This window comes from Mycobacterium sp. E1747 (genome assembly GCF_001667775.1).
Taxonomy (GTDB): domain Bacteria; phylum Actinomycetota; class Actinomycetes; order Mycobacteriales; family Mycobacteriaceae; genus Mycobacterium.
Genome location: NZ_LZJI01000059.1, coordinates 1 through 14,521, shown reverse-complemented (window position 1 = coordinate 14,521; position 14,521 = coordinate 1). Strand labels below are relative to the sequence as shown.

Here is a 14,521-nt window from a genome sequence, read left to right as displayed (position 1 = left end):
GCTTACCGCCCTTTCCACGCCGGGCGGCGTTTCTCGGCAAAGGCCGCCATGCCCTCCTGGGCATCAGAGCTGAGATAGACTGGGGCCCAAAGCCGTTCGGCGGCGACGAAGGCGTCACTGAGCGGCTGTTCGGCGGTCAGCAGAGCCGTTTGTTTGCCCGCAGCGACCGATAAGGGGGCATTGGCGGCGATCTGCTGGGCCAACTCTTGGGTGCTCTGGATCAAGTCGGCGGGATCGGCCAGCCGGTTGACGAAACCAATCTCGAAGGCACGCTGGGCCGTCAGCGGCGCGGCCGTCAGCAGCAACTCCATTGCGATGCGCCGCGGGATCATCAGCGACAGGGGCGCCGCCCACGGCGCTCCGCGCCCGACGCGCGCTTCGGTGATCGCGAAGGTGGCCGTTGTGGAGGCCACGCACAGGTCGCAGGTCTGGGCAAGCAGGAAACCGCCCGCCAATGCGGCCCCGTTGACGGCGGCGATGGTCGGCTTGTCGACACGGATGTTGCGGCCGAATTGCGGCACGAAGTCGATCGGCGGGATCGCTAAGCGCTCACTCGACATCTCTTTGAGATCGCCTCCGGCGCAGAAGGCTTTGTCACCGGCACCGGTCAGGACGAGCACGTGGGCAGTGTCATCAGCGTTGAACTTGCGCACGCCGTCGAAGAGACCTTCGCGCACGACCTTGTTCAAACTGTTGCGCGCCTCGGGCCTGTTGATCGTCAGCCACGCAACACCGTCGCGCACCTCGTAGGTCACGCTCATTGTTCGTCCCCGTGGACGACGGCGAGCACCTGTCCGGAATTGACCTGCTCGCCGGCCGCGACCGGGATGGCGATGATGACACCGTCGGACGGTGCGCGCACCGTGTGTTCCATCTTCATCGCTTCCAACACGATGATGGGGGCGCCCGCCGCGACGGTCGCCCCTTCGGTTACTTCGATGCGCACCACGGAGCCGGGCATTGGGGCCAGCAGAGAGCCTGCCTCCGTCGCCGCGGCCGGGTCGGGGAACCGGTCAACTTCCTGTAAGGCCGTGCAACCCGCCGGGCTGTCGATGTAATGCATGGAGCCCTGACGCGTTATCCGGTAGCGCCGCCGCACACCGTCGATCTCGGCGTCGAGCAGTGTCGCCGAGGCGCTGATGACATCGACGTCCGGACACCAGTCGCCGATGCTGACGCTTAGCGCTGCGCGCTCGAAACGGTAAGCGACGTCAAAGCGGTCGTCACCAACGGTGAACGACACCTGCTGGGGCTGGCTGGCCAGGCTGCGCCAGCCCGAGGGCAAACCCGGCAGAACCGCCGTTTCGGCACGTCGGCCGGCTTGCGCCGCTAGTGCTGCCGCGACGGCATGCAGGCGCGCGGTGGTCGCGCGGTGGTCGGTCTGCATCAGAGCGGCGAGATCATGTCGGTCCAAATAACCGGTATCGATAGCACCGGCGCGGAATTGCGGTTCGCGCAAGATGCCGATGAGCAGGTCCCGATTGGTGGCTACGCCATGAATACGGCTGTCGCGCAACGCCCGGGCGACTCTGTTGCAAGCCTCCTCGCGGTCGGCGCCGTAGCCGATCACCTTGGCCAGCATCGGGTCATAGAAGGTGCTGACGTGAGAGTGCGAGGCGTAGCCGGCGTCGACGCGCACGCCCGTCAGGTCCGGGAATTCCAGCGTGTGCAACGTACCTGAAGCCGGGATGAACCCGGCAGCAACATCTTCCGCGTACAGCCTGACTTCGATTGCGTGACCACTCGGTGTGACGTCGAGCATCTCGTCCGGCAGTGGCTGACCGGAAGCCACAAGTAACTGGGCGCGCACGAGATCGATGCCGGTGACTAACTCAGTGACCGGGTGCTCGACCTGAAGCCTGGTGTTGACTTCCAGGAAGTAGAACGCGCCGTCGGCGGCCATGACGAACTCGACGGTGCCAGCGCCTTCGTAGTCCAAAGCCTTACCGGCCGACACTGCCGCGCGGCCCAGCTCGGCGCGAAGGGATTCATCGACGGCGGTGGAGGGGGCTTCTTCGATGATCTTTTGGTAGCGGCGCTGAATTGAACACTCGCGCTCCCCCAGATGCACCACGTTGCCGTGCCGGTCGCCGAAAATCTGGACTTCGATGTGGCGGGGGGATTCGACGAATTTCTCGAGGAAGACGGTGCCATCGCCGAATGCCGAGGCGGCTTCGCGGCGCGCGCTGCGTACCGCGTCGAGGAGTTCGGCGGCATTGTGCACGATGCGCATGCCGCGCCCGCCGCCACCAAAGGCGGCCTTGACGAGGAGGGGAAAGCCGATGTCATGGGCGGACGCGTTCAGGGTCTCGGGATCTTCGTCGCGCTGCGACTCGATGGTGATTCCGGGCAGCACCGGTACCCCGGCGTCGCGCATCAGATCTTTGGCCGCAATCTTGGAGCCCATCGCAGTGATGGCTTGTGGGCTGGGCCCGACGAATATGACACCGGCTTGGATGCAGGCCCGCGCGAAATCGGCGTTTTCGGAGAGGAATCCGTAGCCGGGGTGGATGGCGTCGGCGTCGGTGCGTACCGCGGCGGCCAGGACGAGATCGGCCCGCAGATAGGTGTCGCCGGGCGCGGTGCCGGGCAGATGCACCGACTCGTCGGCCTGGGCCACATACGCCGCGTGCCGATCAGCGTCGGAGTACACCGCAACGGTGGCGATGTCCATCTGCCGGGCGGTGCGGATGATCCGCGAGGCGATCTCTCCCCGGTTGGCGATGAGCAGTTTGGTGATCACGTCCCTCACATCCTGAAGACGCCGAAGCCGCGGCGGCCGGCTATCACATTGGAATGTGCTGCAGAGAGCGCCATCCCGAGCACGGAGCGGGTATCGCGGGGATCGATGACGCCGTCGTCGTAGATGCGACCGGATACAAAGAAGGCATGCGATTCGCGTTCGATCTGTTCTTCGATTTCGGCAGTGCGTATGGCGTCGGCCTCGTGGTCGAATTCACGGCCGGCGGCCTTCGCGGCGGCTTTACCGACGATGGACAGGACCCCGGCCAGCTGCGCGGCGCCCATCACCGCGAGCTTGGCGTTGACCCAGCTGAACATGAACCGCGGATCGTAGGCCCGCCCGGACATGCCGTAGTTCCCAGCGCCGAAGGAGCCCCCCATGTTGATGGTGATGTGGGGGACGGTGCTGTTGGTGACGGCGTTGATCATCTTGGCGCCGTCTTTGATGATCCCTCCCTGTTCGTATTGGGTGCCCACCATGTACCCGGTGACGTTTTGCAGAAAGATCAGCGGCGTGTCGGTCTGATTGGCTAGCAGGATGAATTCTGTTGCCTTCTTGGACTCTTCACTGAAAAGCACGCCGCGGGTATTGGCCAGGATGCCGACGGGGAAGCCGTGGATCGAGGCCCAGCCCGTCGCGATGCTGGTGCCCCAGCGAGGCTTGTATTCGGAGAACCGTGATCCGTCGGCGACGCGGGCGATGACTTCGCGGGGGTCAAACGGCACGCGAGAATCACCGGAGGCGATGCCGAGGAGCTCCTCGGTGTCGTAGAGAGGTTCGTCGGCAGGTTGGCTCGGGCCGGGCCCGAGCTTGCGCCAGTTCAGGTGGGCAACAATATCGCGGCCGATGCGAATTGCATCGACTTCATCGACGGCGAAATAGTCACCAAGGCCGGAGACTCGGGTGTGCATGTCAGCGCCGCCGAGTTCTTCGTCGCCGGCGTCCTCGCCGGTGGCCATCTTGACCAGTGGAGGGCCACCGAGGAACACCTTCGCCTGCTTATCCACGAGCACCGCGTAATCGCACATGCCGGGCACGTAGGCCCCGCCCGCGGTGGAATTGCCGAATACCAGCGCGACACTGGGAATGCCCATAGCCGACAACTCAGTCAAATCGTGAAAGATCTTGCCGGCGTGCACGAACAACTCCGACTGGGTGGGCAGATCGGCGCCACCCGACTCGACCAGGTACACCACCGGAAGTCGGTTAACCCGCGCGATCTCTAACGCGCGCAAGTTTTTTCGCAGGGTGAATGGGTTCATCGTGCCGCCGCGCACGGTGGGATCGTGGGCGATGATCATGCACTCCACTCCGCAGACCACACCCACGCCGGTCACGATGGCCGCCCCTACGTGGAAGGCAGTCCCCCATCCGGCTAGTGCGGACAGTTCCATGAAGGGGCCGTCACGGTCGACCAGTAACTCGATGCGCTCACGAGCTAGCAGCCGGCCGCGATCATGGTGGCGTTGCACGTAGCGTTGCCCGCCGCCGGCCACGACCAGAGCCAGTTGTTCGTTGAGCGACGCGACCGCGGCCGACTGGACATCGCGGTTGCGCTGGTACGTCGCCGACGAAGTGTCGACCTCCGACGTGAGGACGGGCATCGTTTTCCTTTCTTACTGGCCCGAAACGCAATCGGTAGTGAATCACCAAACACTAAAGTCATCGGCGCTCAGCATGGCGATATCCACCCCCAACAGGTGAGATGAAGAGTCCGAACGAGATAGCACCCGGCACTCACGGGACGGCGCCGTGCCGCTAGTCATCGACAAGTTGCCGCATCCCTGCGCGTGCGGCCTGGTAGTCGGCGGCCAGAACCTCGATCACGGCTTGCACGCTGGAGATCTCGTGCACTCCCGAGACGCTGTGTCCAGCGCTCCAGGCCGTTTGGTTGCTCAAGAGCTTGTCGTGCCGAAACCCTGGGGCCTCGACGCTCTCGGCGATGCCGCGGTGTTGCGCCGCAACTAACCAGGCGTCCAAAAGACTTGCCGGGATACCGCCGACACGATCGGAAAGGCGGACATCATCCAGCGTTGAGGCCACGACCGCTTGGCGGTAGCCGTCCTCGGCGCCGCTCTCGTAGGTCGCGATGAAGCGGGTGCCGAGATAGACCAAGTCCACACCAAGTGTTTGGGCCGCAGCGATGGCATGGCCGTCGCCGATCCCACCAGCGAGCACCAAAGGCCCATCGAACTGTTCCCGCACCGCCCGCACGAACGCGAACGGGTTTGCCCATCCGGTTTGGCCGCCCGCCCCGGCAGTCAGCAGAACCAGGCCGTCGGCGCCGGCGGCGAGGGCCCGCCAGGCATGGGCGAGGCTGGCGACATCGGCGTAAACCTGTACGCCCACATCATGTAGAGGCCCGATCACCGCCTCCGGCGAACCCACGCTGGTGATTACCAGTTCGGGGCGGTGTTCGACGAGGCATGCCAGGTCGGCATCACGGCGGGTGTTGCTGGGATGCACAACCAGGTTAGGCGCCACCGGCGCATGCTCTGGACCGAGTTCATCGGCCATCCGCGACAGCCAGGTGTCCAACACCCGCGGGCTCGACGTGTTGTGGGTGGGGAACGCGCCAACCACTCCGTTACGGCAGGCCGCGATCACCAGGTCGGGTGTCGAGACGCTGGTCATCGGCGCGGCGATGGCCGGCAAGGCCAACCGATGTGACCAGCGATGCAGGCTCGCCAATGGCACCCCCAAAGGTGAACGCAGACCGCAGAGGCCCGCAGCATGGATGATCCGTAGTAAATCTACATTAACTAGCGAACAATCCAGGAGTCCGCGGCGACGACCCATCCCCGCGGTGCAGAAAAGCTGATCAGTGCGATGTCAGCGGGTAACTGTGGTGGGAAACCACCGATTTTGACAAACGTGACACGTGACACAACAATGTGGTGTTTAGTGAACCTGAATCCGCATTGACGCTGTCTTGAAGGGGCACACCGATCACCGCCGATCAATATCCGCCGTCGTCAGGAGCCGTCAGCTTCGCTGACATGGCTCACGAATTGGCCCCGACGTCTTCCCCGGTGGCCTCGGCGCCGCGTGGGGCCGATGGCGCATTCGGAGAGACCTTGGGCAACCTCATTGGCGCTCTGGATGAGCTTCGACAACAAACGACCGGGCAGGCCGTCTTTCGTCTGGCGCCCAAGCTGTTGTGCGAAGCTGGCGCCTGGGCCCGTGTCATGATCTCGGCCGTCACCGGCTCGACCTGGTCGCCCCTGGCCTTATTCGGTCTGACTGATACGGGCCACGCGATTCTCGAAATCGACGGCGTCATCGAGGATCTGCACATCTCCTTGGCCTCGCCGCTCGTGGAGGCCGAAGTCGTGCGCCGTCGCCTCCCGGCCTTGATCACTGACGCGCAAAACGAGCCCCGCACTCATCGACCGCTGGTCACCCGCACCGGCACATGCGAATACGTCGTGGCGCCGGTCGTCGCGGACTCGGTCGTGGTAGGGCTCGTGCACGCGGACCGTCCCGCCAAATCCGAGACCCTCTCAGCGCTTGACCGCGACCTGCTGCGCCTCTTCGCCGACGGAGTGGGGCTTTGCATTGAGCGCGCAGAACTCACCGACCGCCTCCAACGCCAAGAGACCATCTTGGCCGAGGCCTGCGCGGCGGCTTTGGACTCGTTGCCCGCCCTGACCGCGGTTTCCGAACTCCAACTCGGTGCTCACGGTGGCACCGAGAGCCTAAACACCGCCGGCGCCCACGAACGGGCCCGGACTGAGCAACACCGGGAGTGGGCCAGGCTCGCCCGGCTGACTAGTCGCGAACGCGAAGTCTTGACCTTGCTGGCGAGCGGCGCTACCAACGCGCAGCTCGCTGACCGGCTCACTGTCGCCGAGAGCACGATCAAGTCCCATGTCAAACACATCCTGCACAAGCTGGGGACGGCCAACCGCGCCGCAGCAATTTCGTGCTACTTGCGGGAAACCCGCACCGATGAACGGCGGCCGCGATGAGCGTTTCCTTTGCCAGTGACAGCAACCGGGTATCCCCTGGCGCACGGACCCGGTCTGAATGGTGGTCCGGCGAGATCGAGCTCATGGACAGGCTCGAAGCGCTACGCGAAGGCGCCAATCTCGCTGTCGCCCGGGAAATTACGTTGCCGGATCTCGAATGGGCCGCGCCGGCGCGCTCGGCGGAAGCCGTCTCAATCTTGACCCATGCCTGTGTCGAGCGGCTGCGCGACACCCCCGGCCACGATGTGACCGGAGCACGCCGGCTCTGCGATCTGATCCTGCAGCTACAGCAGCTGGCGATGGATTTCTATCTGCACCAGACGGCAATGCGCAGCCGTCGCCTGGCCGACTGTGCAGCTGGGCTAGGCCGGCTGCGTGGCATGCCATCGTCGGCGGCACTAATAGAGGGCGCCTGCGAAGAGTTGGTGGCGCGGTGCGGCTTTCACCGTGCGGTGATATCAAAGCTGGAGAACGGCAGTTGGAAACCGTTGATCCTGCACAACCGTGATGACAACAAGGAGACACGGTCATGGTTCAGCGACTGGGTCAACCAGAGTGTCCCACTCGCCGCGACCGCACCCGAAGCCGAGATGGTGTCACGGCGGCGCCCGTCGATCGTTTATGACACAGCCAACGCGCCTGTCTATCGGCCACTGATTGTCCAAGCAGGCCGGTCGCGTTCCTATGTCCTGGCGCCTCTCATACACGGGAAAGATGTCATCGGGTTTCTCCATACCGATCATCACCCGCTGCCACGGCGCGTCGATGAAGCAGACCGCGATGTGTTGTGGGCCTTCGCCGATGGGTTCGCGCACATCTATGAGCGGGCTGTCTTGATGGAACGGTTGCAAGTCCACCGCAACAGTGTGCGTGAGTTGTTTTTTGGCGCGGTCGACCGCATCGATGACCTGTGTGGTGCGGATCTGGACGTGTCACAGTTCGGCGAATGCTCGGATTCCGCCGGGACCGACGCCAGGTCATCAGGTCCGGTGAGCCGGCCCGCGGTCGAACTCAGCGAGCGCGAAGCTGAGGTCTTTGACCTGATGATCACCGGAGCTAGCAATCAGGACATCGCTGATCGCCTCGTCATCACCGAGGGCACGGTGAAATCACACGTCAAACACATCCTTCGCAAATACGGCGCCGTCAATCGCGCTCAAGCGATCGCCTGGGCGCTTAGCGAACGCTGATCACCCGACCGGCAATGCCCCGGCCGGTCAACCCATCCACCAGCCGACCCTGTCGGACTACAGCAAAACCGGGCCGTTGTCCGCGCCGCTGCCCTCCTATCCTCAGGCAGGGCGGGGCTGACGGCTGGGCTCGGCGGGCAGCAAGGTCCGCAATTGAGGCAACACCTCGCTGCGCAGGCGTTCGACCATGCGCGGGCCGAGCAGCGGAATCAGCATGGCGCCGTCGGTGATACGCAGTGCGTACAAGTCGGCCACCAACCCCGCCAGGCCGCGAGCGGTGCCAACGTAGGACAGCGTGTCAGCGGGGGGCGACTCCCCCGTTTCGGCCAAAGCCGCGCGCGCCGCCGAGGCTTCGGCGGCGACGACAACGTGGATGTCGACCACGACGTCGCGGTCAGGGTGCTCGGCGCGTGCCGCGGCCGCTTCACGGGCGAGGTGGCGCATGTCGCTGGCGCGCACCCGTGTGAGATCGCCGGGCGTGTGCAGCCAGACGCGCGCGCCATCGGCGATCCCGAGTCGCAGCGGTGCTCTATAGGTGAGGTCGATATCAATCGTGTGGCCATCGGGCGTGCCCATAGTGGCGGAGTTCACTGTCCGGCGGGGTCGATAACGATGGCGAAGGCCTTGTTTTCAATGCCTCCCGAGCGGTCAAGGGCGATGAATTTCTCCTCAACGTATTCGTCGATGCAGTGGGGTCCCCCCTCGCGCCCCAGTCCGCTTTGCTTGACGCCGCCGAAAGGGTAGGCCGGGTGAATTACGTGCCAGTTGTTGATCCAGACCATGCCGGCCTGCAGGCGGCGTGCGACTTCTAACGTCTCCGCCTCGCTGTTGCCCCAAATCCCGGCAGACAGACCGTAATTGGTGTCGTTGGCAATCGTGATTGCCTCGTCTACACCGTCGTAGGTCAATACAACCAGCACCGGCCCGAACACTTCTTCGCGTGCTATCCGCATGTCATTGGTGACATCGACGATGATGGTGGGTTCGATCCAATAGCCTTTGGCGAAGGCGGGGCCCTGCGGTGCCCGCCCGCCCAGGGCAATGGTGGCGCCCTGCTCAGCCGCGATACGGAAGTATTCGAGGATTCGGTCGCGCTGGACGCCGGATATGATCGGGCCGACGTGGGTGGCCGGATTCAGGGGGTCACCGACGCGTAGCGTTTGTGCGCGGGCGACCAGCTTGTCGACGATCTCGTCGCGGCGGCTCTGGGGGATCAGTAGCCGAGTGCCCGCCTCGCAGGCCTGGCCGTTGTTGGCCATGCAGGCGAATAGGGCTCCGTCGACGGCCATGTCGATGTCGGCGTCGTCAAGGATGATGTTGGCCCCTTTGCCGCCCAATTCCAGCGTGACCCTGTGGATCGAGTCGGCCGACTGGCGCAGGATGCTCTTGCCGACGGCTGTTGAACCGGTGAACGCGACCTTGGCGACGTCGGGATGGCCGGACAGATGCGCCCCGACGGTGTCGCCATCGCCGGTAACGACATTGAGCACACCGGGGGGCAGGCCCGCGGCCTCGAATTCGCCGGCGAGTTCCAACAGCAGGAGCGGCGCATGCTCATCGGGCTTGAGCACCAGCGAGTTCCCGGCGACCAGGGCCGGCCCGATCTTCCAGACCGCGGTCAACAGAGGAATGTTCCAGGGCACGATGGCGGCGACCACACCCAGCGGTTCGCGGACCACGATCCCCTCGGCAGGAACCGGTTCAATCGGCGGACCCGATGTCTCCCACGGGTAACCCGGGGCGATGGCCGCCACATATTGGAGTTGTGCCACCGAGAGCCCGACGTGCAGGGCACCGGTGATGCGGATGGTCGCGCCGTTCTCCGCCGACTGCAGCGCGGCCAATTCGTCGGTGCGCGCACCGAAACGTTCGGCCACCGTGTTGATCAGCGCGGCACGTTCGGCCACCGGTGTGTGCCGCCACTTGCCTTCCTCGAAGGCGTGCGCGGCCGCCGCGACAGCTGTGTCCACGTGGGTGGTGGAGCCTTTGGCGACGGTGGCCACCAACTCTTCTGTTGCCGGACTGCGGATCTCGTAGCGGTCCTCGGAGTCGATCCACTGTCCGTCGATATACATCAGGTAGTGGCGAGTCATGGGCGGTCCTCTGCTGCGGCGTCGTATCTATCGGAATGCGGTTGAGCCCTGGATGTCAGAAGTAATCACGCTGTGCGACCCCGAGGGAGTCATCAGGTCAGTGACGACGGATCGAATCCTTCGACCCAGTACTGCGGGGTCACAATCGGCAGTCCGAGTCCCTGCAGCACCGGGGTGTCGTTCCAGTAGGTGGTTTCGCGTTCGACCTTGCCGTCGGCGTTGAGCTGGTGCCAGGTGATCCCCCTGGTGCTCAACGTCTTTCCTTGGGTCGGCACTCCTCGGTAGGTATCCAGCCCTTGGCCGGACCAGTCCCACAGGATGACCACGGCAGGGTTGCCACCCACGCCGGCAAGTTCAAACGCTTCGGTGGCGGTGAAGGTATGCAGCCCAAGGCCATTGGCGGCGTCCTTATTGGCGTACGGCGCTAGTCGTGGCAGCAGCTCGTCTTTGGTGATGGCGGTGTCGATCATATGGTCGGAATCGGCGTGGTCGTCGTAGACCAGATCATCGGCATAGAGGTCGACCGCGGCGGCCGTATCCGAAGTCAGCGCCGCTGTCCAGGCGTGCGCGTGGGCGGTGGCCAGTGATGTATCCAGACTCATAGTGTCGACCCCTCTCACACCAGTACCGCGGGCTTGCAGACGCTGACCGGATCCACCGGCAAACCGAGATCACGCACTGCCGTCGCACAATCCCAGAAACTCTCCTCGCGTTTGATGCGCCCGTCGGTGTCATAGATGTGGAAGGTGATTCCGCGGGCGCCGGGAACCTTGCCGTTGGTGGGTACTCCGACGAAGGCCACCGCGCTGGGAGCCTGCCACGTCCAGCGGTAGATGGCGGCCTTGTCATCGCCGACGACTTCATCGATACGGAAGTTGTTGATGCCGATGCCATTTTCGGTGTCTTTGTTGGCGTAGGGCGCGAACACTCGTAGCAGTTCGTCTTTGGACGTGATGGACTGACCCAGAATGGGGTCCTCGAACAAGAAGTCGTCGGCATAGAGAGCGACGACGGCTTCGGCGCTTTCCCGGAAAGCCTTCAACCACTTGACGGCAAATGCGTGGCTCATAACAGGCGGTCTCCTCACTGGAGTGGTACACGGCTGCCTCGACGCTATTAGCAGTACGCCTGGACCTACCACTATCGACAGGGGGAAACGGATTGCCCGTCGGGGGGAGACAGCCGCCTGACAACGCCTGAATTTGGGCGCCACGAGCGACGTTGTCCTCCCCGATGTTGGAGCGAGTTCCCCCCTGTGAGGGGTGTGCACCGGGGCCAAAACAGAGCAGCATCGGCTCCACGACATGAAGCGCGCGACAAACGCTGAGAACGAAATGGAGTGGGAGATGCTGCAACAGGACCTGACCGACGAGGATTTCGGGCCATGGTTCGCCAAAGCGCAGGAGGTCTCGCAGCTTTTTCGCGAGATCGGCCCCCGCTACGACCAGGAGAACACCTTCGCCTACCCCTCAATCGAGGTATTCAAGAACTCCGGACTGGGCGGCTTGCCGGTACCCAAGGCGTTTGGTGGGCCCGGCGGCAACATCTTGCAGGTGTCCAAAGTGGTCTCGGAACTGTCGCGCGGCGACTCGGCGATCACGCTGGCCTACAACATGCACTACATCATGGTCGGCATAGCCGGGAACTTGATGAGCGAGGAGCAGAACAAGTACTGGCTAGGCCGCGTCGCCGACGGCGAACTGATGTTCGGCCCCTTCTCCGAACAGCGCGCCGGCTTTTCCGGTCTCGCCGACATGCAGGCGGTCCCGCAAAAAGGGGGCGGCTGGCGGCTCTACGGCAAGAAGACCTGGGGCACCCTGTGCGAAGCCGCCGACATCATCACCACCAATGCCACCGAAACCGACGCCGACGGCAACCTGCCCGACACCTTCGACGGCCGCGTCGCTGCGGAAAAGCTCTTCATCGGCGATTTCAAGCTCGATGAGAACCTGCAGGGCGACGGCATCCGCGTTGAGAAGACATGGGACGCACTGGGCATGCACGCCACCGGAACCCAAACCATCGTGTTCGACGGCTACTTTGTGCCCGAGGACGGCTTTGTCTCAGATTGGCGCGCGGGAGCTTTCGGTGTCCTGGAATGGGCGTCACTGATGTTCGCCAGCATCTACTACGGCATGCAGCAGCGCATCCTCGAGGAATCCGTCAAAACACTGTCGAAGAAGCACCTGGGGGCCACGTTCGGCGCGATCGTCGCCGCCGACACCGAGGTCAAGAAAGTCGGACACATCATCGACGGCATCGGCGACATGGCGTCTCGGGTGGAATTCTCGCGGCGCGTCCTGCATCAAACCTGCCAGGACCTGCTCGACGGCAAAGACAAACTGTGGGATCCGGAACTTCGGTTCCCGTACCTGGGCCTGGCCAAGACCTTCATCGCCGATAACGTGCTGCACATGGCCCGACACGCCATGAGCATGGTGGGCGGTTCCTCATTCCGCAGGGGCACCATCTTTGAGCGTTTGTACCGCGATTCTGCGGCATCCATGTTCCAGCCGCTCAACGCCGACCAAACCCGCACCTACATCGGCGAATTCCTGCTCAACAAGGAAACCGCCGCCGCGCCACAAGCGTAGATCGGACCCACTGCTGGCCGCCGTCGACGAGTCCCGCGACGGCGGCTGGCCCCGTGCAAACGCAAAGTAACCAGTGCCAGTGCACATTTCGAGTGAACGGCATACCCGCCGTATCCGTGTGCCGCCACGCGTTGCGGCACACGAGCCTGGAAAGGATGGCCGATGGCCGAGGAAGTTTTCGTCTACGAGGCGATCCGCACCCCTCGCGGCAAACAGCGCAACGGGTCGTTGACCGAGATCAAGCCACTCAACCTGGTCGTGGGTCTCATCGACGAAGTGCGCCGCCGCTGCCCCGACCTCGATGAAACTCTGATCAGCGACATCGTCTTGGGTGTGGTCACCCCGGTTGGCGATCAGGGTGGGGATATCGCCCGCACGGCTGCACTGGCTGCAGGACTGCCCGATACCACCGGCGGTGTGCAACTCAACCGGTTCTGCGGCTCGGGCCTGGAGGCACTCAACATTGCAGCGCAAAAAGTCCGCTCCGGATGGGATGACCTGGTGCTGGCCGGCGGCGTGGAATCGATGAGCCGTGTCCCGATGCTCTCGGACGGGGCGCGATGTTCAACGACGTCACCTTCACCTACGACCATCTCATCGCCCCGCAGGGCATCGGTGCCGACCTGATCGCCACCATCGAAGGCTTCACCCGCGAGGACGTCGACGCCTACGCCATGCGTAGCCAGCAACGAGCCGCCGCCGCCTGGTCCGGTGGCTACTTCTCCAAATCGGTTGTGCCAGTGCACGACCAAAACGGCCTGGCCATCCTCGATCACGACGAACATATGCGCCCGGATACCAGCATCGAGAGCTTGGGAACACTCAAGACCGCGTTCGACAAGCTCGGCGCACAAGCCGGATTCGACGACGTAGCATTGCAGCGCTACCATTGGGTCGAGAAGATCAATCACGTCCATACCGGCGGCAACAGCTCGGGGATCGTCGACGGGGCCGCGTTGCTCCTGGTCGGCTCCGAAAAAGCTGGTTCCTCATCGGGATTGACGCCCCGGGCGCGCATCGTGGCCACCGCAACCAGCGGCGCCGATGCCACGATCATGCTCACCGGACCACAGCCGGCCACCCGGCGGGTGCTTGATCGCGCCGGTCTCACGCTCGACGATATCGACCTGTTCGAGCTGAACGAGGCGTTCGCCTCGGTGGTACTCAAATACCAGCGGGATTTGCACATACCCGACGACAAGTTGAACGTCAACGGTGGCGCCATCGCGATGGGCCACCCCTTGGGCGCCACCGGCGGGATGCTCACCGGCACCATGGTCGACGAACTCGAGCGCCGCAACGCCCGTCGCGCCCTGATCACGCTGTGCATCGGCGGCGGCATGGGCGTCGCCACCATTATCGAACGAGTCTAAGGAACCGCAATGGCAGACAACACTATTGAGTGGAGCAAGGACGCCGACGGGATCGTCACTTTGACGCTCGATGACCCGCGCGGATCGACAAACGTGATGAACGAGGCTTACGCAGCCTCCATGCACAAGGCCGTGGAGCGGCTGGGCGCTGAGAGCGATTCGATTACCGGTGTGGTGATCACCAGTGCCAAGAAGACCTTCTTCGCTGGTGGTGACCTCAAATGGATGATCACGCTGGGCCCGGAAGACGCCCAAGCCGCCTTCGATCTGGTCGAGGCTGTGAAAAAGGATCTACGCGCGCTGGAGACCCTCGGCAAGCCGGTTGTCGCCGCCATCAACGGCGCCGCCCTCGGCGGTGGCTTAGAGCTGGCATTAGCGTGTCATCACCGCATCGCTGCCGACGTCAAAGGCTCGGTGATCGGGCTCCCCGAAGTCACCCTCGGTCTGTTACCTGGCGGCGGCGGGGTCGCCCGGACCGTGCGGATGTTCGGCATCCAGAAGGCGTTCATGGAGGTGCTCTCGCAGGGCACCCGCTTCAGGCCGGACAAGGCCAAGGA

12 protein-coding genes and 1 pseudogene are annotated in these 14,521 nt (G+C 63.9%); 5 read left to right on the top strand and 8 right to left on the bottom strand.

From position 1 onward, the window contains the following. Nucleotides 1–2: 2 nt before the first annotated feature. The 4 genes from A5695_RS06810 to A5695_RS06795 form a co-directional block, all read right to left on the bottom strand. A complete protein-coding gene (locus tag A5695_RS06810; RefSeq protein ID WP_068079361.1) occupies nt 3–761 on the bottom strand; it encodes an enoyl-CoA hydratase/isomerase family protein in 759 nt (252 codons plus the stop codon). Continuing rightward, entirely contained in the window at nt 758–2,743 is a 1,986-nt protein-coding gene (locus A5695_RS06805) for a biotin carboxylase N-terminal domain-containing protein (protein ID WP_068079359.1), read from the bottom strand. Before A5695_RS06805 ends, A5695_RS06810 begins: the two co-directional genes overlap by 4 nt. Nucleotides 2,744–2,748: 5 nt before the next feature. Next, nucleotides 2,749–4,347 carry an acyl-CoA carboxylase subunit beta gene (locus A5695_RS06800; protein WP_068079357.1) on the bottom strand — a complete coding sequence of 533 codons (1,599 nt, stop codon included), beginning with the start codon at nt 4,345–4,347 and terminating at the stop codon, nt 2,749–2,751. A gap of 154 nt (nt 4,348–4,501) precedes the next feature. Next, on the bottom strand, nt 4,502–5,377 hold the full coding sequence (locus A5695_RS06795) for a nitronate monooxygenase family protein (protein ID WP_231974741.1): 876 nt from the start codon (nt 5,375–5,377) through the stop codon (nt 4,502–4,504). Nucleotides 5,378–5,742: 365 nt separating this feature from the next. On the opposite strand from A5695_RS06795, the gene A5695_RS29435 reads away from it, so the two are divergent. Together A5695_RS29435 and A5695_RS06785 are read left to right on the top strand one after the other, a co-directional pair. After that, nucleotides 5,743–6,714 (top strand): LuxR C-terminal-related transcriptional regulator, encoded by a 972-nt coding sequence (locus A5695_RS29435; protein WP_068079355.1) that lies wholly within the window; start codon nt 5,743–5,745, stop codon nt 6,712–6,714. Further along, the gene (locus tag A5695_RS06785) at nt 6,711–7,904 is read left to right on the top strand and encodes a LuxR C-terminal-related transcriptional regulator (protein WP_068079354.1); all 1,194 of its coding nucleotides are present in this window, start codon (nt 6,711–6,713) and stop codon (nt 7,902–7,904) included. The genes A5695_RS29435 and A5695_RS06785 overlap by 4 nt, the downstream gene beginning before the upstream one ends. A gap of 102 nt (nt 7,905–8,006) precedes the next feature. On the opposite strand, the gene A5695_RS06780 is transcribed toward A5695_RS06785, so the two are convergent. The 4 genes from A5695_RS06780 to A5695_RS06765 form a co-directional block, all read right to left on the bottom strand. Beyond that, nucleotides 8,007–8,480 (bottom strand): hypothetical protein, encoded by a 474-nt coding sequence (locus A5695_RS06780; RefSeq protein ID WP_082945884.1) that lies wholly within the window; start codon nt 8,478–8,480, stop codon nt 8,007–8,009. Between the two features lie 11 nt (nt 8,481–8,491). Then, entirely contained in the window at nt 8,492–9,997 is a 1,506-nt protein-coding gene (locus tag A5695_RS06775; RefSeq protein WP_068079352.1) for an aldehyde dehydrogenase, read from the bottom strand. A 92-nt stretch (nt 9,998–10,089) separates the two neighbouring features. Continuing rightward, a complete protein-coding gene (locus A5695_RS06770) occupies nt 10,090–10,599 on the bottom strand; it encodes a ketosteroid isomerase-related protein (RefSeq protein WP_068079351.1) in 510 nt (169 codons plus the stop codon). A gap of 14 nt (nt 10,600–10,613) precedes the next feature. Then, nucleotides 10,614–11,066, bottom strand: coding sequence for a nuclear transport factor 2 family protein (locus A5695_RS06765; RefSeq protein ID WP_068079350.1), 453 nt, complete (start codon nt 11,064–11,066; stop codon nt 10,614–10,616). Nucleotides 11,067–11,343: 277 nt separating this feature from the next. Between A5695_RS06765 and A5695_RS06760 the strand changes: the two genes are divergently transcribed. The 3 genes and pseudogenes from A5695_RS06760 to A5695_RS06750 form a co-directional block, all read left to right on the top strand. Then, entirely contained in the window at nt 11,344–12,591 is a 1,248-nt protein-coding gene (locus A5695_RS06760) for an acyl-CoA dehydrogenase family protein (RefSeq protein ID WP_068079385.1), read from the top strand. Between the two features lie 162 nt (nt 12,592–12,753). Continuing rightward, nucleotides 12,754–13,964, top strand: a pseudogene (locus A5695_RS06755) (acetyl-CoA C-acetyltransferase). 9 nt (nt 13,965–13,973) lie between these two features. After that, the coding region (locus tag A5695_RS06750; RefSeq protein WP_197515380.1) for an enoyl-CoA hydratase/isomerase family protein at nt 13,974–14,521 on the top strand (548 nt) is incomplete at its 3' end.

Bases quoted from the DNA above. Each gene is read 5' to 3' on its own strand.
- A5695_RS06760 (WP_068079385.1), top strand. From the start codon at position 11,344: ATGCTGCAACAGGACCTGACCGACGAGGATTTCGGGCCATGGTTCGCC.
- A5695_RS06785 (WP_068079354.1), top strand. From the start codon at position 6,711: ATGAGCGTTTCCTTTGCCAGTGACAGCAACCGGGTATCCCCTGGCGCA.
- A5695_RS06780 (WP_082945884.1), bottom strand. From the start codon at position 8,480: ATGGGCACGCCCGATGGCCACACGATTGATATCGACCTCACCTATAGA.
- A5695_RS06765 (WP_068079350.1), bottom strand. From the start codon at position 11,066: ATGAGCCACGCATTTGCCGTCAAGTGGTTGAAGGCTTTCCGGGAAAGC.
- A5695_RS06800 (WP_068079357.1), bottom strand. From the start codon at position 4,347: ATGCCCGTCCTCACGTCGGAGGTCGACACTTCGTCGGCGACGTACCAG.
- A5695_RS06770 (WP_068079351.1), bottom strand. From the start codon at position 10,599: ATGAGTCTGGATACATCACTGGCCACCGCCCACGCGCACGCCTGGACA.
- A5695_RS06810 (WP_068079361.1), bottom strand. From the start codon at position 761: ATGAGCGTGACCTACGAGGTGCGCGACGGTGTTGCGTGGCTGACGATC.
- A5695_RS29435 (WP_068079355.1), top strand. From the start codon at position 5,743: ATGGCTCACGAATTGGCCCCGACGTCTTCCCCGGTGGCCTCGGCGCCG.
- A5695_RS06775 (WP_068079352.1), bottom strand. From the start codon at position 9,997: ATGACTCGCCACTACCTGATGTATATCGACGGACAGTGGATCGACTCC.
- A5695_RS06795 (WP_231974741.1), bottom strand. From the start codon at position 5,377: ATGACCAGCGTCTCGACACCCGACCTGGTGATCGCGGCCTGCCGTAAC.